Below are 19,544 nucleotides of genomic sequence, written 5' to 3' on the forward strand. Positions count from 1 at the left end.
GGTTTCGCGATTTGCGTGGTTCAAGATCCCGAACTGAGGGTAGTGGAAATGAACAACGACGCGCAGATAGAGCGGCTGAAGCTGCTTTTTCCCGAGAGCCACGGGAAGCCAAGGGTCGACGAATGGCGCTTTTTGAACTGCATAATCTTCATCGATCGTAACGAGTTAAGTTGGTGCGATGAGCTGCTACCGGTTTTGTGGGCAGCAGGTTAAGCTAGCATAGCGCGGGCCTCGAACTCCATGGGGCTGAGATAGCCCAGTTTCGAATGGCGCCGCCGCGGGTTGTAGAAGCGTTCGATGTAGTCGAAGATATCGGCGCGGGCTTCATTTCGGGTCCGATACACTTTTCGGGCGGTGCGTTCAGTTTTCAGCGTTGAGAAGAAACTTTCCATCGCCGAGTTGTCCCAGACATTGCCCGCTCTGCTCATTGAGCATGTGATACCGTTGTCCGCCAGCAGGCGCTGAAACTGCTCGCTCGTGTACTGGGATCCCTGGTCGGAATGATGAAGGAGCGCGTCAGCCTTCCCTCGGCGCCAGACCGCCATCATCAGGGCATCCATGACCAGTGACGCATCGCGATCTGCCTTCATGGACCAACCGACCGCGCGGCGGGAAAACAGGTCGAGAACGACTGCGACATACAGCCAGCCCTCGGCAGTCCAGATGTATGTGAAATCGGCCAGCCACTTCTGGTTTGGCCGATCTGCCTGGAAATCCCGATCCAGGATGTTGTCCGCAATGACCGAGCGATCGCCATCGTCCTTGGGCTTGCCACGGCGCCGGGGCCGTGCCCTGAAAGCGTTGCAGCGCATCAGCCGCTCGATCCTGTGCAGGCCACAGGCCAGTCCTTCTTCCAAAAGATCGCGCCACACGCGACGCGCGCCATAGGTTCGATCACTGGCTTTGAAGCTCGTCTCGATCGCCATGACGAGCCTGGCATCATGGATCTCGCGGGTGCTGGTCGGGYGGTTGATCCAAGCGTGGAAGCCGGAGCGCGAAACCTCCAGCGCCTCGCAGAGCCAACTGACCGGCCAAATGTGCCGGTGCTTGGCAATGAAGGCGAACCTCATGTCGCCTCGCGCGCGAAAAAAGCTGTCGCCTTCTTGAGGATGTCACGCTCCGCCCGGAGCCGGACGACCTCTTTCTTCAGGGCGGCGATCTCGGCCAGATCGGCACGCATCTGCTCATTCCCGGGAAATGCAGCAGCCGGGGCTGCGCTCAATTCCCTCATCCAGCGGCGCAGCACACTCTCGGACAGGTCGAGGTCGCGTGCGGCCTGTGACACCGCTACGCCCCGATCGGTTACCAGCCTCACGGCCTCTGTCTTGAACTCACGGCTGAACTTTCGTCTCGTCATATCCACTCTCCAGTTCCTTGGTCGCGATCTTATCTTCGTGTCCACGAAACCGGCAGCAGCTCAGAACGCCGAACTAAGCGCAGAGCAGCGTGAGCGGTATGGTAAGTCCGGGCGCAACCGAGCTCCGATGAATGATCTGCAGATCTCTACGCGCTCGAGAGTTCGGTAACGCGTCCGCCGATCAATTTGCGCTTTCCGTGCGAGAGTGTCTTAGTCGGCCAAAAAGGAGTGCGCGGGTTGATGCAAGGCAGCTTAAGCCCCCCGGGGCGGTTGCTCAGGGAACGTCGACGGTTATCTTAAGCCGGTGGGAGCAGTGCTTGGAAACTCGGTGAAACTGCGCCCGCGGGAGGCCGTTGACCGCATCCTTTACGTCCTTATGAGGATGACCATAGCTATTCGGGCCTGCGGCAGCATAGCCGACGATTAAGTTGGGCATTGCATCTAGAACCAGGTCGCTGTGATTGTTGATCGCACCATGATGTGGAAGCATCAGCACATTTGTGAGCGGCGTGACACGCCGGTAGTAGTTTAAGAAGCGCTGGCGCCGCCGCAAGCCGTCGAGATGGGCGTCGCCGGTCAGCATCCAGCCGCCGGCTTCATGCCTCCAGCGGGGATGGTAACGGAAGCTCGAAAGCGACACATCACCGCGGTGCGCGATTACGGGACCGCAATAGAGCGTCATCGTGATCAGATTGTGGTCCAGCCACAGCGAGTCATAGCAGTCGCGCAATTTGTCCCGAACGCTGGAATTTTTGGCATTCGCGACGATGGCCCTCTTATCGAGCGGTGTGCCGAACGCATTCTCTAGCGCCTGCTCGAACGCGCGCATCTGCTTTGCGGACGGTAGATGGACGTAGGGTATCAGTGCCCAGTTGAGCGCACCCTTCGGTGTCATCAATTGCACGGCAGCGCCGGGCGGCGCTTGCATAATCGCGACGCGCTCGGACAAACCATGCAGAATAGGATCGAGAACCAACTCGGTCGCCGCTTCCGGCGGCCTAGTCCATTTCGGAGAGCACTCGCCAGCTCGGTCGTCACTAGGATCGAACGGCAGGAACGGCCCGTCTTCGTCATCATCGTCGGCAGTTCCGCCTACGAAGGTGATAGTCTCGACGCCGCGGCTACCGAACCACGCGGAAAAGTCATTTGTGGCTTCAATGAACGTGCCGGACAAAGCGCCGCTCGAGGCATCCCGTGCCATGATGGCCAGTAATATACTCTCGTTGAGGTAGGGGAGGACGACCTCGCGAACCTTGATTTGGCTAAGAAGTTCATCGACACCGCCGACATGATCACTGTCAAGATGCGACAGGAACAACATGTCGATGTCGCCACCATCTGTGACCGTCTTGATTTCCCGTCGTAGCGCGTCCCTCTGGTTCGAACCGCAGTCATAGACCCAGCGCAGCGGCTTTCCCTGCGACGTCAGTTCACCACTGAACAGTCCACCCTGGCCAACCGCGTGCTGCACCATCCTGACCTGCATGCCCCCCCCCTGATCCCGAACTCTATGCAGGATAGTAACGACATTTGCGCAGTCTTGTATCGTTGTCGCTTAAAATCTAATGAGATTGTTTTCTCATTTAGGCCTCTCTCGTCCTTTGCGCTTCTTCTGGACATAGGTTTCGTCGAAGAGATACTATGTGCCGAGATCGAACGCGCGGCGTGTAAGGGACACGAGCGTCCCGTCGCTCGGCGTGAACCCGGGCTACCCGGTCCTCGCGGCCCGCGACAACTGGTCTGTTGCCCCGATGGCAGCGAAGTTGGCATCTTTCCGGAAGACCTGTATGATCTCGTCAAGGCTGGGCCAGCATATGAGGTCGTAGCGGGTCGTGAGCATCTGCAGGTCCTCCATCAGGTGGAAGCGGTGGTGGGAGATTGTTCCGTCCGCCATCACTACTGGACGTGAACCCCCCTGCTCATCGAACTATACTAGAGGGCCGCGGGCAACGTAGCTTTCTGGCGGCTCCTACGCGCCGGTCGCAACATGAATGCTTCAGAACCCGAACTAACCAATCGTTCTAGCTGCTGGGATCGCCTCAAGGTGTATAGCCAACACCACCACCCCTCGCTCTTGACAGACAATTGCGTCAGGCGGCTCAAGTGCAACGAACAGCTAGGAAACTAGGCATGAGCAATTTCAGATACATCCGGATGGCAGGTAATGACCTCGGTTGGAAGCGGCCGCATGGTGGCCGCATGGGTGGAAAAGATTATCTCGGGAAGGAGGGTCTAGGACACGAGGATTGGAATTTCGCTAAGGATGTCTGGAAGGACGGGCGCTACCATCTTTATCTCAGAGGAACTCCTGCCGGATTTGATAAGGCTCATTTTAATTTTGTCCTCGGGACGCATGCCAGGCCACTTCCGATGATTATCGGTTTTGTTGAGAATGCAACTTTTGGCCTCTCAGAATTGCCAGATCAGGTTCTCCAAAGGCGTGCTCAGGAGCTATTTGCACTCAACGAAGACGAAAGCCTCGGATCTCGATATGGTGGAAAATCCGTCAAGCAGATTGTGAAGCTGCTGAAGAAGGAGGTTGTCGACTATCGGGTTTCCGTCGCGCCTCAGGACCTGCACGTCCTCGTGCAGCCGGTCCCGATGCCGTCAGATATCTACAAGGTTACCCATCCGGGTTTCTACCCGCTCGATTTGACTGAAGATCAATATTACGCGCTGAAAGAGCGGGCTCTGCTTCCTGATACGCTTTCGTCCCTTGACCAAGAGGAGGAGTCAAGCTTCCTGGAAGGGCCTCTGCTTGAAAGGCTTCACAAATCACGCGAGCGGAGCCGGGCCGTTGTCGAGCAGGCTAAGAAGCGGTTCATTCGCAAGCATGGGCGGCTTTTCTGCGAAGCGTGTGATTTCGAACCGGAGGAGTATTTTGGAGATAAAAAGCTGCGCGACCGCATTATCGAAGCGCACCACGATCTGTGGCTGTCTAGTCCTCAGCACTGCGGGGAAACAAAGCCTTCAGACCTAAAAATGGTCTGCCCGAACTGTCATCGGGCCATCCATACAATTAGGCCTTGGCTAAAGGTCGAACAGCTCAGGGAACTGCTTGGAACTGACAAGTAGCCGTGACGGCGGCAACTTCCTCTCGGATGGGGATTAGATCGCATGGCCGTGGGGCTTGCGGCGAATGACTTGAAAGTCCCAAAACAAACACGGTGTATTTGTGGTCGCTTACGCCATGAACCAACGTCCGGTCTGGAGAAGCTGCACTGTGCCGCCTGGCGTATGTCGACCGTCCGCAATGGGCCGACCGGGGCGGAAAGCCCCGGCCGATAGGATGGCTACAGGTCTATCGCCTCTGACAGCGACAGCGCATCCTCGATATCGACCCCGAGATAGCGCACCGTGCTGTCCATCTTAGTGTGGCCAAGCAGCAGCTGGACAGCGCGCAGGTTACCAGTCTTCTTGTAGATCTGGGCAACCTTGGTGCGCCTCATCGAATGGGTGCCGTAGGCGCTCGGCTCCAGACCAAGCGACATGACCCAGCCCCGGACGATCCTGGCATACTGCCGTGTCGACAGGTGCGCGCTTCCGTGGATCCGGCTTGGCCACAAGAAGTCGAGCCCGATCATCTCGGGGTTCCGGATCCAGCGGTCCAGGGATTGACGGGTCGTGTCAGTGATCTCGAACCGGACGGGTTTTCCCGTCTTGCTCTGGATCATCGAGGCGCGCTCCTTAACGTGCCCCGCCCCGAAAACGTCTCGGACTTTCAAAGCCACGAGGTCGCACCCGCGGAGCTTGCTGTCGATCGCCATATTGAACAGTGCGAGATCGCGGGCATTGCCTGCCATCTCAAGCCTGACCCGGATCGACCAGACGTGCCGCGGCAGGAGCGGCCGCTTTTGACCAACAATGCGGCCCTTGTTCCAACTGACGCGCGCAGGCCTGACGGCGGGAAGAAGATCGACTGACATGATGACACCTCCTGTCCGCCATGCCCGCCCTTCTTCGATAGTGTCGACAAAGCAAGCATATCATCCCGCGGGCTCGGCGTCTGCGCTCAAGCCGGCATCAGGAGCGGCAGGATACCGACTGAAGGGGGGGCGAAGGACTCCTGTCGGCAACGGCGGCAGTATCAACGCCACGAGCACATCACCGACGCTCAGGCTACCTGCAGAAACTGCCGGTGCGGCAAGAGACAGCCCGAAGCGGTCATTCAAAGTTTGCAGATGCTGCTTAGCAGCGTTGCTATGAGGATCTCTAAGTTGGTCACTTCGACATTGGCTAATTGACCTCCAGCCTGTCGCCATGAGGTGAAAGTGCGTTTGGGGCACGTCCAATCGAGCAGGAAGATGCATCCTGGGCGTCGCAGACAGGAAACATGTGAGTAGACACATCAAACCTTGTGCCTAAGCGCATCTGTCAGCGCCTTGAACACCGGCATGTTCTGACGTCGGCTTGGATAATAGAGGTAATACCCCTCAAAGAACGGGGACCACTCGTCCAGCGCCAGGACAAGGGTTCCTGCCTCCAACTGCGCTGCGACGATGTTCTCGGGCACATAAGCGATGCCCAGCCCAGCCACGGCAGCATCGATCATCGCGTAGGAGTTGTTGAAGGTCAGCTGGCCATCCACCCGCACGCGCAGGGGCTGGCCGTCCTTTTCAAACTCCCACGCGTAGAGACCACCGGCGGTGATATGGCGCATGTTGATGCAGCTATGGCGTAGCAGATCTTGCGGATGCCTGGGCATCCCGCGGCTGGCGAGGTAATCGGGCGAGGCCACCGCCACCAGTCGCCAGTCCGCGCCGATGCGTATGGCGATCATGTCCTTCTCGATGCTCTCGCCCAGCCTGACCCCGGCGTCGAAACCTTCCTCGACGATATTGCGGAAGCTGCTGTCGAGGCTGAACTCGACGCTGATCTCGGGATAGGCGGCCAGCATCGGCTTCAGCTTGGGCCACACCACGCTATCGAAGGCATGGTCGGACAAGGTCAGCCGGAGCGACCCCGACGGCTTGTCGCGCAGGGCCGACAATGCAGCGATCTCGTCCTCGATCTCTGCAAGGCGGGGGGTGACGGTGTCCAGAAGCTGCTGGCCCGCTGCCGTAAGGGCCACGTTGCGCGTCGTGCGCGTCAGGAGGGGAAAGCCCATCCGCGCCTCTAGCTGCCGGATTGTGTGGCTAAGGGTGGATTGGGCCACGCCGATCCGGGCCGCGGCTTTGGTAAAGCTGCGCAGTTCGGCCACGGCCTGGAACCAGACAAGGTCGTTGAAGTCGGGTTTGCGCATCATGTCCCTTTGCCTGGCTTTGCCACAGACTAATCGACCTCATCGATAAGTCCATGCGGAACTGGCCCGCTAATCGCGATGATCTCATGGGGCTAGGTTCCTGCCAACCCGGACCGACGCAGGACACCCCATGGACATGACATTGAAAGACACCAGCACCCAGGGTGCTGCATGGGGTGCGGTTCTGGCCATGTCCTTGTGTGTGGCCATGCTGATCGCGTCGGAGTTCATGCCGGTCAGCCTGCTGACGCCGATGGCCGAGGGCTTGGGCGCGACCACCGGGCAGACCGGGCAGGCCATCTCGATCAGCGGGTTGTTCGCGGTCATCGCCAGCCTGCTGATCACCACGGTGGCGGGAACGCTGAACCGCAAGGGCGTGCTGCTGGGCATCACGGCGCTGATGCTGGTGTCGCTGGTGCTGGTCGCGCTGGCGCCGAACTTCACGGTGCTGATCATCGGCCGCGCCCTGCTGGGGCTGTGCATCGGTGGGTTCTGGGCCTTGGCGACGGCGGTCATCATGCGGCTGGTGCCTGCGGATGATGTGCCCCGCGCGCTGGCGCTAATGTATGGCGGACAGGCCATCGCGGCGGCCTTCGCCGCGCCGTTGGGCAGTTATCTGGGCGGCCTGTTCGGATGGCGCGAGGTCTTCTGGGCGTTGGTGCCCATCGTCGCGCTGAACCTGATGTGGCTGGCTGCTGCCCTGCCGTCGCTGCCCGCTGAAAAGCGCGGAGATTTCGGCTCGCTGCTGGCGGTCCTGCGCCGCCCCTATTTCGCGCGCGGCCTGCTGTCGGCAGTGTTGTCCTGGGGGTCGGCGTTCATGATGTTCACCTATCTGCGCCCGTTCCTGGAGCAGGTGACGCAGGTCGATGTGACGACCTGTCGGTCCTGCTGCTGGTGCTGGGCGGCGCGGGCTTTCTGGGCACCTGGGGCTCGGCCCGGCTGATCGGCCCCCGGATCGCGCCACTGTTGAAACTGCCCGCGCTGGTGATGGGCGCCTGCACGATCCTGCTGCCGTTCCTTGGCGGATCGGTTGTGGGCACGGCCATCCTGCTGGCCATCTGGGGTGCGATGAACACTGCCATGTCGGTGATCTGGATGACCTGGATGGCGCGCAACGTGGACGACGCGCCCGAGGCCGGGGGCAGCCTGATGGTCGCCGGGGTCCAGGCCTCGATCATGCTGGGGGCGGTGCTGGGCGGGCTGCTGCTGGATGGCATCTCCATCAAGGCGGTTCTTGCCGGCAGTGTCGCCCTGGCTGTCTCCGCACTGGCGCTGATCGGCACGGGCCGCGGCCTTATGAAGCCGAACCAAACCACCGCATCCTGAAACGCCTCGCTTTCCCGCGACCAACAACCCTGTCGAAAGGACATGCCATGACCAAAACTGGAATCGACCGCCGCGCGCTGATGCAGTTGACCGGAATGGGGCTGGCCGCCCTGACGACGGTGTCGATGGCGCCTGGCCGGGCCGCCGCCCAAACCGACGCCGCATGGGACAAGACCTTCCAGCAAAGCGAAAATATTGACCATGAGAAGGTCACCTTCACCAACCGCTATGGCATCACCTTGTCGGGCGATCTGTATCTGCCGCGTGATCGCTCCGGCCCGCTGCCGGCGCTGGCGATCGCCGGACCATTCGGCGCGGTCAAGGAACAGTCGGCAGGTCTGTATGCCCAGACCATGGCCGAGCGTGGCTATGCCACCATCGCCTTCGATCCGTCCTTCGTCGGCGAAAGCGGCGGGATGCCCCGCCAGGTCGCATCTCCCGACATCAACACCGAGGATTTCAGCGCCGCCGTCGATTACCTGGGCCTGCGCGCTGAGGTCGACCGCGAGCGGATCGGCATCATCGGCATCTGCGGTTTTGCCGGCATGGCGCTGAATGCGGTGGCCGTGGACAAGCGCGTCAAGGCCGTGGCCACGACCAGCATGTATGACATGACCCGCGTGATGGCGCGGGGATATGACGACGCGATGACCCCGGAACAGCGCAGTCTGGCGTTGACCGACATGAGCCGCCAGCGGTGGACCGATGCCGAGACAGGCATCCCTACATTGGCTGGCGGCCTGCCCGAGACGCTGGACGGCGTCGATGATCCGGTCATCCGGATGTATTTCGACTACTACAAGACGCCACGTGGATTTCACGAACGCTCGGTGAACTCGACCACCGGCTGGACGGTCACGAACCCGCTGTCCTTCATGAACATGCCGATCCTGACTTATATCGACCAGATATCGCCCCGCCCGATGCTGCTGATCGCCGGCGAGAACGCTCATTCGCTGTATTTCAGTGAAGATGCCTTTGCCGCCGCTGCCGAGCCGAAGGAACTGATGGTCATCCCCGGTGCCGATCACGTCGATCTCTATGATCAGACCGACATCATTCCCTTCGACCGACTGGCCGAGTTCTTTGCAAGCCATCTGGCCTGATCTACGGGGGCGGCCACGCGCCGCCCCTGTCCATTCCTGAACGACGACCATTTTCGCCACCCAATCTGCCGGATGCGGGGCGGATCGCCCGGCATCGAAGAAAGGATCGACATGACACGTCTGCCCCATGCCATCACCCTTGCCACGTTTTATGCACTACCCCTGAATGCGCAGGAAGCGGCCACACCTGACGCGGTCTCCCATATTGCCCCGCAACTCGGCCGCTATACCCAGGACGTTCTGGCCGACCGGCTCTGGGCTGATCAGGACCGGCTGACGACGCGCGACCGGTCGCTGCTGACCGTCTCGGCCCTCGTCGCCACGGGGCGTGCGGACCAGCTTGACCGATATATTGCCACCGCACTGGACAGCGGCGTCACCCCCGAGGAGCTGTCGGAGTTGGTCACGCATCTGGCCTTCTATGCAGGTTGGCCCGTGGCGCTGCAGGCGCTGGACCAAATCGCGGCGGTGCTGACCAATCGCGGAATCGCCGCGGATGTGTCACTGGACCCCGAACTGCTGCCCTATGACAGCGAGGCCGAGGCTGCGCGCTTGGCCACTGTCGACCAGACCGCGCGTCCGGTGTCGCCAGGCTTGGCCGATGCCACGGACCAGGTGCTGTTTGCCGACCTGTGGCGCCGCCCCGGCCTTGCGCCCCGCGACCGGTCCCTGGTGACGGTGGCCGCGCTGATCGCAAACGGTCAGGCCGAACAACTGCCCTTCCACTTGAACCGCGCCATGGACAACGGCCTGACCTTCGAGGAGGCCGCCGAGATCCCCCATCAGCTGGCCTATTACGCGGGCTGGCCGCGCAGCTTTTCGGCGCTAACGCCTATGCGGCAGGTCTTCGAGGCCCGCGGCGACATCGCCACCGACGAGGCCGCAGTGGAAACGCCGGACAGCATCTCCATCGTGCGCGCGGGTGGCGAGACCTTTGAGGCCGCAGCCGAGACCTTCACCGGCAGCGTCACCGTCGGCCCGTCGTTCGAAGCGCCGGGTGATGCCCGGGTCAGCGGCGCGCTGGTGACGTTTCAGCCCGGCGCCCGCACCGCCTGGCACAGCCACCCTCTGGGCCAGACGCTGTATATCACGCAAGGGTGCGCGCTGATCCAGTCCGAAGGGCAGGATGTCCTCACCGCCGGTCCGGGCGATATCGTCCAGATCCCGCCCGAGGTGCGGCATTGGCACGGAGCCACCTCGGATCAGGGCATGGCCCATCTGGCCTTTCTCGAAAGCCTGGATGGCGTTGGGACGACCTGGATGGAACACGTTGCGCACGATCAGGTCCCGCAATCGTCGGGCTGCTGACCCCAAACATCGAGAGGACCGCAGATGCTTCGCTGCACCACGCTTTCCCTGACCCTCACCCTTTGCGCAGGTTTGCCCGCCATGGCCCAGGACATCATCCGCATCACCAGCCCGCAGAGTTCGGTCATGGCAGAGCTGAACGACAGCCCCGCTGCGCAGGCGCTGCTGGCGATGCTGCCGCTGGACTTGGCCATGACTGACCATCTACGTCAGGAAAAGACCGGCGATCTGCCGCAAGCCCTTCCTGCAGGCGATCGTCAGCGCGATTTTTCGACAGGGACGCTCGGGCTGTGGAGTTCCCGCGATTTCGTCATCTACTATCGCGATGGGCGGGTCCCCTCTCCAGGGATCGTGATCCTGGGCCAGGTGCTGGACGACGTGTCGATGTTCGACAATGCCGACCCCGTCACCGTGCGGATTGAGGCTGCGGACTGACCACCACCCGCATCTGCCTGAGGCAATGCTTCAGGCAAGCCCATTTCCGAAAAGCCATCACAAGACAGGACGGCCGGGTCGCTTCCGCTGTTCCAACACCCATTCGGAAACTGAAAATGAGCAATAACGTCCAGGATAAAGTCATCGTCATTACCGGCGCCTCCAGCGGCATGGGCGAGGCGGCGGCACGGCACCTGGCGCAGCAAGGCGCCAAAGTGGTCCTCGGTGCCCGCCGGATCGAAAGGCTGGACGCGCTGGTGTCCGAGATTACCTCCGCCGGTGGCGAAGCGCTGGCACAGACCACCGATGTTACCCGTCTCGAGGACGTTCAGGCGCTGGTGAACGGCGCAGTCGGCCGCTTTGGCCGTATCGACGTGATGATCAACAATGCGGGCATCATGCCACTTTCCGCCATTGAAAGCCTGAAGGTGGACGAATGGAGCCGGATGATCGACGTCAACATCAAGGGTGTCCTGCACGGAATCGCCGCGGCCCTGCCGCATATGAAGACGCAGGCATCAGGGCAGTTCATCACCACATCCTCTGTGGCGGGCCACCYCGTCTTTCCGGCATCCGCAGTCTACTCCGGGACGAAACACGCGGTCCGCGCGATCTGCGAAGGCCTGCGCCAGGAGGTGAAGCCTTACAACATCCGCTCCACGATCCTCTGCCCCGGAGCGGTCAGGACCGAATTGCTGGAGCAGATCTCCGACCCCGCGGTGAAGGCCGCGAACAGTGACTACGTCGGGCAAGTCGGCATCCCCTCCGACAGCTTCGCACGCATGGCTGCCTTCGCGATCAGCCAGCCCGAGGATGTGGACGTCAACGAAATCATCTTCCGTCCAACTGCCCAGCAGCTGTGAACAGGGCGCGGCGGCTGCGATCGCCGCGCCCTGTTCACGTTGGCGGGTGAAGGACATGCTGAAGAAGAAGCCTTTCAAGCCGAATTAGCAGGGAAATGCTGCAGTTCCGTAAGTCTGTTGCTGCTCTAAAGGACCCGACCTTGCCTGACGCTTCCATATAGGGCTGCAGGTGCAGCGAACGACTGTATGGTCCAGCAGAGCAGACTGTGCATGGTCAATTGCGCTGCGGCAGACACGAACGTCTGCTCCTGGGAAGCTGCACGGCGGCAAGAATGCCGTCCCGACCGGCCAGAATGGGCCGACCGGCACGGAAGATGCCGGTCGATAGGAGGGCTAAAGGTCGATCCCCTCTGACAGTAACAGTGCGTCCTCAATGTCGACACCAAGGTAGCGGACAGTGCTGTCCATTGTCGTATGGCCCAGCAGCAGTTGCACCGCCCGAAGGTTGCCCGTCTTCTTGTAGATCTGCGCCACCTTCGTGCGCCTCATCGAATGGGTTCCGTAGGCGCTCGGCTCCAGACCCAAAGATATGACCCACCCCCGGACGATCCGCGCATACTGCCGCGTCGACAGGTGTGGGCTGCCGTGGATCCGGCTCGGCCAAAGGAACTCGAGGCCGATCATTTCGGGGTCCAAGATCCAGCACTCCAAGGACTGGCGCGTGACCTCGGTGATCTCGAACCGGACCGGCTTGCCCGTCTTGCTCTGGATCATAGAGGCACGTTCCTTGATGCGCCCGGCTGCGAAGACATCCCGGACGCGAAGGGCGACCAAGTCGCACCCGCGCAACTTGCTGTCGACTGCTATGTTGAAAAGCGCAAGGTCACGAGCGTTGTCCGCCATTTCAAGCCGGACGCGGATTGACCAGACATGCCGCGGCAGGAGCGGGCGCTTCTGCCCGATAATGCGGCCCTTGTTCCAGGCAACGCGGGCAGAGCGAAGGGCGGGGAGAAGATCGACGGACATGAGAACGCCTCCTGTCCACCTGACCCACCCTTCTTCGGTCACGCCGACCAAGAGAGGATACCACAGTTGAGGCTTCGAGTCGTGGCGCTCGGGCGGGAAGCAGCCCTCCCGCGACGTGGTGAATCAGAAGATTCAGGACGCAGAAGCGGCCGTTCGTTCACACCGCAGCACCACTGGCGCCGTCACTTGCCTGATCTGATCAATCTGGCCGGGGGCATCCTGAACAGCGTCAGGAAGGTTGCCGCACTCATCCACTAACCCGACCGGGGCTTCTCTTTGACGTATCCAAGGGAGGTCTCATAGCCACACGAACCGCTTGTTGGACAACAAAGGCATTGCTACACGGCAGCCTTTTGGGGAGGATAACCTCGAGCCACATTAGGGTTATGAATGTCTTACAGGTCAAAAACTCTTTCGCTTCAACGGGCGTATTTTCACGACGGCTTTAACAGCACATTAGAAGAGGTGCTGGAACGCTCATTTGAAAAGTTGGGCGATGTTGAAAACCGTCTCCTTGATATTGATTTTTTCTCCAAGTTCTTTTTCGCCAGCATCCAGAGACCACATGATGGCATAGGCATTTTCCTAAGGGTTTTGGAGGTAGAGTCCGCTGTAGGCGTAATAAACTTTGAAACAAAGGACCCTTCTGCGGCGGTGGAGGAGTTTTTCCACCCAGAGAAGCAAGAGTTTCTCAAAGAGGAAATGGTCTTTTACATCATTCGCAACCATATCCTAGCTTGCAACTTGAAGAACAAAGCTGGAACATTGGCAACGAACGTGCTAGAGCTTGCGAAAAGCTGCGGCGTCCTGTCGAATGATACGAAGTTGAGGATAGCTGATGTGCCAGATCAGACCACACTTAGCCGCATCGAAGAAATTGGCGTCAGCGAAGTGGACTTCTCAATCAACAACTTCATGGAAAACCTCACGGTCTCAGAGCGTGAGCATACAGGCTCACGAATCATCCAGATGATTTTCGGAAAGCCAGCCGATGGGGGGGAAGTAAAAAGACGGGCCAACGCTATCGGGAAGATCGTCTTGAAACGCGGGCGGTTTGAGAAGGATGAGGTTCGTAAGGATGATTGGCTTACCGACATTGGCGTGGAACTCGCTGACGCCGATGCCGTTGATCGCTTCACCTTGACGCTTGAAGACGGAACTAAAGTTTCAAACTCCATGCTAAGAAAATCAAAAATCGTTCTACTACCGCGCCATGCAAATAGCTTCTCATTTGACCACGCGAAAAAGGCACTTGAGCAATATTACAAGGACCTATCCGCTGCGAACCTGTTAAGGTGACGGGATGATTAGCCGTGGTGCTGTCATATGGTTCTTTATCTCTCTTGGCGCTGCCACTTGTGCGGGGTTTTCGGCGTGGACGAACCCTGAGAAGTTTTCAGGCGTCGTTAGCTTGCTTGCAACCATCATATCCATTTTTGTCGGTGTCTCACTTGCTGTTATTGCGGTTCTAAATTCGCCATTCGCGGTCTCTGAAAGGGTTGCGGGCGCGGACGGGGAGGCAAGTCGTATGACAAACGTTGTGCGACAAGATGAAGACACCTTGGCGAGTGGGCAGCTCATATTCTTCTGGATTTACTTTGGTGCGTTGGGTTTGGCACTGGCCTTCGCCTGGATGAGTTCTGGCAAGGGCGTCATCTTCAACACCTATCTAATGAAGGGTCTCGCCAGTGCTACTGCATTTGTTGGTGTCTTCGCGTTCCTGTGGTCAACTCGCCTGCCGCTGATGCTGAAGCAAATATCCAGCCAACGCCGCCGCCTAAGTTAGCCTTGAAGGCCCGCGCCGTTCGCGGCACCAGGGCCGGCAGCATCGACGCGAAGAGCCCCAAGCGGTCATTCCACCCTAAAATCAGACAATCGCTTTGCGGCATCAGCGGAACAGTCAAGCGGCTTGACTGTGATGGGCGATAGCGACATTTCTCAAGGCATGCTCAGGAGCCAGACCCTTTTTGATCGACGCCGACGCAGCGCCCCCATGCGGCGGCTCTTAGGCTGCGCGTCGATCAGCGTCCTGTGCTGTATTAGCGGACTCGCTATATAGCCCACTCCTCCAAGAGCAGATCCGACCCGCTTTCCTGAGCCCCCGCAGCCGTCGGCTTCGGGGGCTTTTATTTTCTCAAGCTTGAAGAGGACACTACCATGAGCATTCGCGTCGGCATTGTCGGCATCAGCGGTTTCGGCGGCGGCGAAGCGCTTCGCCTGATCGCCAGCCACCCGTCGTTCGAGCTGGTCTACGCTGCAGGTGAGGGTAGTGCTGGCAGTCGGTTGATGGATCGCTTCCCCGGCGTGCCGGACAAGCTTGCTGATCTGGTGATCGAGAAGTGGGACCTTGCCGCCCTGCCAAAACTCGACGTGCTCTTTGCCTCGCTGCCCACGGGCACCTCGGCCGAGGCGCTGGCGCGTGTTCCTGAGCAGATGAAGATCGTCGATATTGGAGGCGACCACCGCTATGTCGAGGGTTGGGGCTATGGACTGGCCGACGTCTGGCCTGACCAGATCAAGAACCGGCGCCGCATTGCCAACCCTGGGTGTTTTCCTGCCGCGACGCTGAATGCGCTGGCGCCGCTGCTCACCCACAAGCTCATCGAGCCCGGCAACATCATCATCGACGCCAAGACGGGCATTTCCGGCGCAGGCCGGGGCGGTGGTGATAGCAAGTTCGGCTATGCAGAAAGCAATGAGAACCTGCAGCCCTATGGCCTGCTCAAGCACGTCCACATGCCCGAAATTGCCAAGACCATTGAGCAACTCAGCGGTGGCAGCGCTGCCGGGTTGGTGTTTACACCGCATCTGGTGCCGATGACCCGAGGCGTGCTCGTCACCATCTACTGCCGGGGCACTGCGACCACTGAGCAGTGCATGGACGCGGCCCGGAGTTTTTATGCGGACAGGCCGTTCGTCCGAGTGACCGACAGGCCGCCACAGACCAAATGGGCTACTGGTTCAAACCTCTCTTTTGTCAGCTATGCAGCCGACCCGGAGCGGAATTTGGTCATTGCGATGGGCGTGGTCGACAACCTCGGTAAGGGAGCCGCTGGACACGCGGTGCAGAATGCGAACCTGATTTGTGGGCTTGCTGAGACGGCAGGATTGGACGGGGCACCTGTCTGGCCGTGACGCTAAGGGGAGGTTGCACTTACGTAGCCGTTCGCATCCGCGAGCGGCTGCTTCGTCCCGCTATCAGCGACATTGCCCTGTCGATTTCGCTGCGGCAAGTATGAGCGGCCGGTTTGGGGAAGCCGCACTGCATCGCCGAGAGCGTCTCGACCGACCGCAAAGGGCCGCTATGGGCTCTTCGCGTCGATGCTGCCTGGCAGTCGAGAGGCTGCTTTTTTCAGAGATATGGTGATCGCGGGCACCGCGATCGCTGATCCAGAAGACAGCCGCGCCGCCGCTTCGCTCTGGCACGGCTGACGATCTTTCATTTCATTTTTCCGCCTGCCATCCGGCCGGCGATCCGAACACGGGCTCTGGTGCCGCTGCGCGTCAGCCTCCACGGAGAAATCCGGTTCCTCCCACGCGCAAGCGCGCGGGTCCCTCCCAATTTCACCGCTCCGGCCCCGTGTGTCTGATCGCCGTCCGGCCGCAGGTCGGGCTGCGCCCACCCTGCTTTGCCCTTCGGATGACATGAGGTCATCCAAAGTGAAAAGCAGCGATGGCTTCGCCACTGGCGGAACAGGAAGGAGCGCCGCGACATGTCGGACCAGTTTGGAACACGGGGCAGAGATTGGGCTGCAACTCATCAGAGGCAAACCTTTGTGACAGGAAAGGCAAGCATGCCTTCGCATCGGGAAAAGGCCCCACTGATTTCACGCAATTTTCCCCACCACTGAAGGCAGGACTATCTGCCCCCTGGCACCCGATGTTCTGTGGCACATAGCTCTGCCTTTTCTATCAGGCAGTCTGCCTCTCGGGTTTGCTAGATTGACGAAAGCGGACGGTCAGCAGTCGGCGCAGCATCGACGCGAAGAGCCCATCACCGACATTCGCTTCCTGCGCAGCGAATGCAGGCGCAGCGAAAGAACGCGGCCCATAGTGGCCGTTCGTGGGGATGCCCGTTGCTGCGGCGCGGCTTCCGCAAACCGTTCGTTTAGACAAGGTGCTGCACGTCACGTGAGACATAGGCTCGCTCCCAAGACCTCACATCAGAAGACGGTGCACATCACACCTCCTCCACAAGTGTGTGTCCTCAGATTGCCGTAGCTTCGCCGTCTCCGGGGGTGAGCAGCTTCTCTTCAAATCCCTTGCTCGCCGCGAACGCCCGCAGTTCGGCCCGCGTCAGGACGCAGTGGTTGATTGCCTCCATATGCGAGGCAATCAGGAGCGCCTCTGGGGCGGCCTGGTGAACACGCAGGACATCTTCGGTTCCCATGATGATCGCACCGTCGATGCCCTCAACCATCGCATAGCCCGCATTCAGGATCGCCACGTCAGGCGCATGTGTGGACAAGGCTGCGGCAACATCCTTGTTCCAGATCGTGTCCCCGGCGAGGTAGATCGTCTTCTCGCCGGTGCGGTGGAACACCACGCCGCAGACCTCGCCCAGAACCTCCGCCATCTCCGGCACGGCGTAATGCGCCTCCGTTCCGTGACGGCCGCCGGTCTTGATCAACCGGACCCCGTTGAACTGGGTGCTTTCCGTCAGCACGCGGACGTCACGGAAGCCTTGACCACGGATGACCTCGGCATCGGCCTCGTTCTGGGCGAAGATTGGCAGAGCCTTGTCCAGTGCGTCCCGCGCGGCCGGGTCCCAGTGATCTTCGTGCAGGTGGGTGACGATTACGGCATCGACGTTGATGATCTCTGGTAGCGGCAGAGGCAGATTTACCATCGGGTTCGCTTCGTGATCGTTGGCCGTGCCTGGAAAGCCGGGGAAAGCGTGACGCTCGGCCAGCATCGGATCGACCAGGAAGCGGACGCCGCCATAGTCGATCCGCAGCGTGGCGTTGCGGAGCTGGGTGATCTTGCTGCCGCCTTCCTGAACAACCTCGGGTGTCTGAGCTGAAGCGGGAATGGCGCCCGCGGCAAGGGCTGAGGCGGACAAGGCAAGCATTTGCCGACGTGTGGTCATGTCTTTTCTCCTCAAGCCCGATCAGCGCGCGATGAAATCGTCGGTCGAGACGACCTCGCCATAGGCAAAGGCGAGAGCCGACATCATGGCGGTGTGAACATAGGCGGCGGGCACGCTTGCGCCGTTGAACTCCAGTTCGCGGGTGGCGCAGGCGTCATGAACGGTGACGGTGCGGTAGCCTAGATCATTGGCCGCGCGGACGGTCGCGTCGATACACATGTGGCTCATGGCGCCGACAACCACCACTTCCTCGATCCCCTTCTCTTTGAGCAGGCCATTGAGGCCAGTCTCGCGGAAGGAGTTGGGGTAGTTCTTGGTGATGACCGGCTCACCCTCAGCGGGGGCGACGACCGTAGCAATCGCAGCCTCGTTGGATCCGGGAACGAAGACCGGCCCGCCGGGCATCTCGTGCCGCACGTTCACAACCAGATCGCCGGCCTCGCGTGCATGGGCGATGACGCGAGCGGCATTGGCAGCGGCGCCCTCGATGTTCTCGAGCGGAAGTCCACCGTTCGGCCAATATTCGTTCTGCAGATCGACGACGACAATTGCGCGGTTGGTCATGGCTAAACCTTTCAGAGTTTGCGTTTCTTGATCTTAACCTGATGCGTGGCCATCTTTGTTGCCAGCGGCAAAATAGACACAAACAAGGGCGATACCGACAAATGAGCGAAATCAGGATCGGCATCGTTCTTTATCCCGGCGTGCAACTTTCTGCAGCGATGGGGCTGACGGACCTCTTTTATGTTGCCGGGCAGGCAGCGGCGGAGAAGGGTTCGCCGCGCTTGCAGGTGCACGACATCCACCCGAACGTTCCCGCCGAGCCGGCAGCCGAGGTCGCATGCGATGTCCTGATCCTTCCGCCCTCGCTTCAGCAGCCGATCCAGCCTGATGCTGCGGCCTCGTTGGCGCACTGGCTACGAAAGCGTCATGGCGAGGGAACTGTGCTGGCCTCCGTCTGTGGTGGTGCCTTTTTGCTGGCGGAAACGGGGCTGCTGAAGGGACGCACGGTCACCACACATTGGACCTATGCCCAAGCTTTCCGGGATCGTTTTCCTGATGTCGTGCTGGACACCGACCGCCTCATCATCGACGGCGGCGACATCATCTCGGCCGGGGGGCTGATGTCCTGGACTGATCTCGGCCTAAAGCTGGTCGAGCGTTTCCTGGGACCCGTGGTGATGGCGCAGACCGCGCGGATGATGCTGGTGGACCCACCGGGGCGCGAGCAACGATACTACAGCAGTTTCGTTCCACGGTTGACCCATGGCGACGCGGCGGTGCTCAAGGTTCAGCATCACTTGCAGGCGACCGAGGGCCGCGAGGCGCGCCTGGCTATGCTGGCTGACCAGGCCGGCTTGGAAGAGCGGACGCTGCTGCGCCGCTTCCAGAAAGCGACAGGCCTTACCACGACCGACTATGCGCAGCGGCTGCGGATCGCCAAAGCGCAGGAACTTTTGCAGTTCAGCCGTCTGCCGGTGGAGCGCGTGGCTTGGGAGGTCGGCTATACCGATGCCGGATCGTTCCGCAAGATCTTCTACCGGATCGTCGGGTTGACACCGGGAGAATATCGGCAGCGGTTCCATGCGTGAGGCGGGCCGATTGGATCATGGGTTCGAGGAGATGAATGGCCGCCTTCGCCGGCTTCCGGAATCGTCTCGCCGCACCGCCGTAGGGCAGTTCTTCGCTCATTTGGCCAATCTGGTTTCAACCAAAACAAGATGAGGATGCGGTTGCAGCGAACGGCCGAAAGGTCCCGCGTAGCGGACTGTGACCCGACGATCTCGCCGCGCCAAGCACGAACGTCTGGTATGGCGATGCTGCAGGGCGGCGTCAGGCGGGCGCTGTCAGG

General features: G+C 60.4%; 18 protein-coding genes. 11 read left to right on the forward strand and 7 right to left on the reverse strand.

Translation table 11 applies throughout. The annotated features are described in order from the left end of the window. Window positions 1-209: 209 nt before the first annotated feature. Window positions 210-1,357, reverse strand: a protein-coding gene (locus GBO37_RS14755; protein WP_252929965.1) for an IS3 family transposase whose coding sequence is annotated in 2 segments (ribosomal slippage) — window positions 210-1,096 and window positions 1,096-1,357 — 1,149 coding nt in all. Because the reading frame shifts where the segments join, the coding sequence is not laid out codon by codon here. A 274-nt stretch (window positions 1,358-1,631) separates the two neighbouring features. Beyond that, window positions 1,632-2,843 (reverse strand): MBL fold metallo-hydrolase, encoded by a 1,212-nt coding sequence (locus tag GBO37_RS14760; RefSeq protein ID WP_252929820.1) that lies wholly within the window; start codon window positions 2,841-2,843, stop codon window positions 1,632-1,634. Between the two features lie 644 nt (window positions 2,844-3,487). Between GBO37_RS14760 and GBO37_RS14765 the strand changes: the two genes are divergently transcribed. Beyond that, the gene (locus GBO37_RS14765; RefSeq protein WP_252929821.1) at window positions 3,488-4,432 is read left to right on the forward strand and encodes a hypothetical protein; all 945 of its coding nucleotides are present in this window, start codon (window positions 3,488-3,490) and stop codon (window positions 4,430-4,432) included. Window positions 4,433-4,650: 218 nt separating this feature from the next. Here the strand turns inward: GBO37_RS14765 and GBO37_RS14770 are convergent, their stop codons facing one another. Next, window positions 4,651-5,283: a tyrosine-type recombinase/integrase gene (locus GBO37_RS14770; RefSeq protein WP_252929822.1), complete on the reverse strand. Its 633-nt coding sequence runs from the start codon at window positions 5,281-5,283 to the stop codon at window positions 4,651-4,653. A 422-nt stretch (window positions 5,284-5,705) separates the two neighbouring features. Then, a complete protein-coding gene (locus GBO37_RS14775; protein WP_252929823.1) occupies window positions 5,706-6,602 on the reverse strand; it encodes a LysR family transcriptional regulator in 897 nt (298 codons plus the stop codon). 133 nt (window positions 6,603-6,735) lie between these two features. Here GBO37_RS14775 and GBO37_RS14780 point away from each other — a divergent pair, with 133 nt between their 5' ends. From GBO37_RS14780 to GBO37_RS14805, 6 genes are all read left to right on the forward strand, one after another. Then, window positions 6,736-7,542: an MFS transporter gene (locus GBO37_RS14780; protein ID WP_252929824.1), complete on the forward strand. Its 807-nt coding sequence runs from the start codon at window positions 6,736-6,738 to the stop codon at window positions 7,540-7,542. Beyond that, window positions 7,494-7,925: a hypothetical protein gene (locus GBO37_RS14785; RefSeq protein WP_252929825.1), complete on the forward strand. Its 432-nt coding sequence runs from the start codon at window positions 7,494-7,496 to the stop codon at window positions 7,923-7,925. The genes GBO37_RS14780 and GBO37_RS14785 overlap by 49 nt, the downstream gene beginning before the upstream one ends. A gap of 47 nt (window positions 7,926-7,972) precedes the next feature. Then, a complete protein-coding gene (locus GBO37_RS14790; protein WP_252929826.1) occupies window positions 7,973-9,031 on the forward strand; it encodes an alpha/beta hydrolase in 1,059 nt (352 codons plus the stop codon). Between the two features lie 111 nt (window positions 9,032-9,142). Beyond that, a complete protein-coding gene (locus tag GBO37_RS14795; protein ID WP_252929827.1) occupies window positions 9,143-10,339 on the forward strand; it encodes a carboxymuconolactone decarboxylase family protein in 1,197 nt (398 codons plus the stop codon). Between the two features lie 81 nt (window positions 10,340-10,420). Beyond that, complete coding sequence (locus GBO37_RS14800) at window positions 10,421-10,774, forward strand: cyclophilin-like fold protein (RefSeq protein WP_252929828.1); 354 nt, start codon at window positions 10,421-10,423, stop codon at window positions 10,772-10,774. A gap of 116 nt (window positions 10,775-10,890) precedes the next feature. Further along, a complete protein-coding gene (locus GBO37_RS14805) occupies window positions 10,891-11,637 on the forward strand; it encodes an SDR family oxidoreductase (RefSeq protein WP_252929829.1) in 747 nt (248 codons plus the stop codon). Between the two features lie 333 nt (window positions 11,638-11,970). On the opposite strand, the gene GBO37_RS14810 is transcribed toward GBO37_RS14805, so the two are convergent. Beyond that, window positions 11,971-12,603: a tyrosine-type recombinase/integrase gene (locus GBO37_RS14810; RefSeq protein WP_252929830.1), complete on the reverse strand. Its 633-nt coding sequence runs from the start codon at window positions 12,601-12,603 to the stop codon at window positions 11,971-11,973. A gap of 390 nt (window positions 12,604-12,993) precedes the next feature. Here GBO37_RS14810 and GBO37_RS14815 point away from each other — a divergent pair, with 390 nt between their 5' ends. The 3 genes from GBO37_RS14815 to argC all read left to right on the forward strand — a co-directional run bounded on the left by GBO37_RS14815 (window position 12,994) and on the right by argC (window position 15,738). Continuing rightward, window positions 12,994-13,902, forward strand: coding sequence for a hypothetical protein (locus GBO37_RS14815; protein ID WP_252929831.1), 909 nt, complete (start codon window positions 12,994-12,996; stop codon window positions 13,900-13,902). A gap of 4 nt (window positions 13,903-13,906) precedes the next feature. After that, window positions 13,907-14,389: a hypothetical protein gene (locus GBO37_RS14820; RefSeq protein ID WP_252929832.1), complete on the forward strand. Its 483-nt coding sequence runs from the start codon at window positions 13,907-13,909 to the stop codon at window positions 14,387-14,389. A gap of 371 nt (window positions 14,390-14,760) precedes the next feature. Beyond that, window positions 14,761-15,738, forward strand: coding sequence for an N-acetyl-gamma-glutamyl-phosphate reductase (argC, locus tag GBO37_RS14825; protein WP_252929833.1), 978 nt, complete (start codon window positions 14,761-14,763; stop codon window positions 15,736-15,738). A gap of 1,072 nt (window positions 15,739-16,810) precedes the next feature. On the opposite strand, the gene GBO37_RS14830 is transcribed toward argC, so the two are convergent. Further along, a complete protein-coding gene (locus GBO37_RS14830) occupies window positions 16,811-17,692 on the reverse strand; it encodes an MBL fold metallo-hydrolase (protein ID WP_252929834.1) in 882 nt (293 codons plus the stop codon). 21 nt (window positions 17,693-17,713) lie between these two features. Next, complete coding sequence (locus tag GBO37_RS14835) at window positions 17,714-18,256, reverse strand: cysteine hydrolase family protein (RefSeq protein ID WP_252929835.1); 543 nt, start codon at window positions 18,254-18,256, stop codon at window positions 17,714-17,716. A 101-nt stretch (window positions 18,257-18,357) separates the two neighbouring features. Here GBO37_RS14835 and GBO37_RS14840 point away from each other — a divergent pair, with 101 nt between their 5' ends. Next, on the forward strand, window positions 18,358-19,284 hold the full coding sequence (locus GBO37_RS14840) for a GlxA family transcriptional regulator (RefSeq protein WP_252929836.1): 927 nt from the start codon (window positions 18,358-18,360) through the stop codon (window positions 19,282-19,284). Window positions 19,285-19,544: the final 260 nt, after the last annotated feature.

The sequence above is a fragment of the Paracoccus sp. 08 genome, assembly GCF_024105395.1.
Classification (GTDB): Bacteria; Pseudomonadota; Alphaproteobacteria; order Rhodobacterales; family Rhodobacteraceae; genus Paracoccus; species Paracoccus marcusii.

What these genes read in the sequence shown, in the direction of transcription:
- argC (WP_252929833.1), top strand. Translation starts at nt 14,761, where the DNA reads ATGAGCATTCGCGTCGGCATTGTCGGCATCAGCGGTTTCGGCGGCGGC.
- GBO37_RS14795 (WP_252929827.1), top strand. Translation starts at nt 9,143, where the DNA reads ATGACACGTCTGCCCCATGCCATCACCCTTGCCACGTTTTATGCACTA.
- GBO37_RS14760 (WP_252929820.1), bottom strand. Translation starts at nt 2,843, where the DNA reads ATGCAGGTCAGGATGGTGCAGCACGCGGTTGGCCAGGGTGGACTGTTC.
- GBO37_RS14835 (WP_252929835.1), bottom strand. Translation starts at nt 18,256, where the DNA reads ATGACCAACCGCGCAATTGTCGTCGTCGATCTGCAGAACGAATATTGG.
- GBO37_RS14815 (WP_252929831.1), top strand. Translation starts at nt 12,994, where the DNA reads ATGTCTTACAGGTCAAAAACTCTTTCGCTTCAACGGGCGTATTTTCAC.
- GBO37_RS14765 (WP_252929821.1), top strand. Translation starts at nt 3,488, where the DNA reads ATGAGCAATTTCAGATACATCCGGATGGCAGGTAATGACCTCGGTTGG.
- GBO37_RS14830 (WP_252929834.1), bottom strand. Translation starts at nt 17,692, where the DNA reads ATGACCACACGTCGGCAAATGCTTGCCTTGTCCGCCTCAGCCCTTGCC.
- GBO37_RS14800 (WP_252929828.1), top strand. Translation starts at nt 10,421, where the DNA reads ATGGCCCAGGACATCATCCGCATCACCAGCCCGCAGAGTTCGGTCATG.
- GBO37_RS14790 (WP_252929826.1), top strand. Translation starts at nt 7,973, where the DNA reads ATGACCAAAACTGGAATCGACCGCCGCGCGCTGATGCAGTTGACCGGA.
- GBO37_RS14810 (WP_252929830.1), bottom strand. Translation starts at nt 12,603, where the DNA reads ATGTCCGTCGATCTTCTCCCCGCCCTTCGCTCTGCCCGCGTTGCCTGG.
- GBO37_RS14820 (WP_252929832.1), top strand. Translation starts at nt 13,907, where the DNA reads ATGATTAGCCGTGGTGCTGTCATATGGTTCTTTATCTCTCTTGGCGCT.
- GBO37_RS14775 (WP_252929823.1), bottom strand. Translation starts at nt 6,602, where the DNA reads ATGATGCGCAAACCCGACTTCAACGACCTTGTCTGGTTCCAGGCCGTG.
- GBO37_RS14770 (WP_252929822.1), bottom strand. Translation starts at nt 5,283, where the DNA reads ATGTCAGTCGATCTTCTTCCCGCCGTCAGGCCTGCGCGCGTCAGTTGG.
- GBO37_RS14780 (WP_252929824.1), top strand. Translation starts at nt 6,736, where the DNA reads ATGACATTGAAAGACACCAGCACCCAGGGTGCTGCATGGGGTGCGGTT.
- GBO37_RS14840 (WP_252929836.1), top strand. Translation starts at nt 18,358, where the DNA reads ATGAGCGAAATCAGGATCGGCATCGTTCTTTATCCCGGCGTGCAACTT.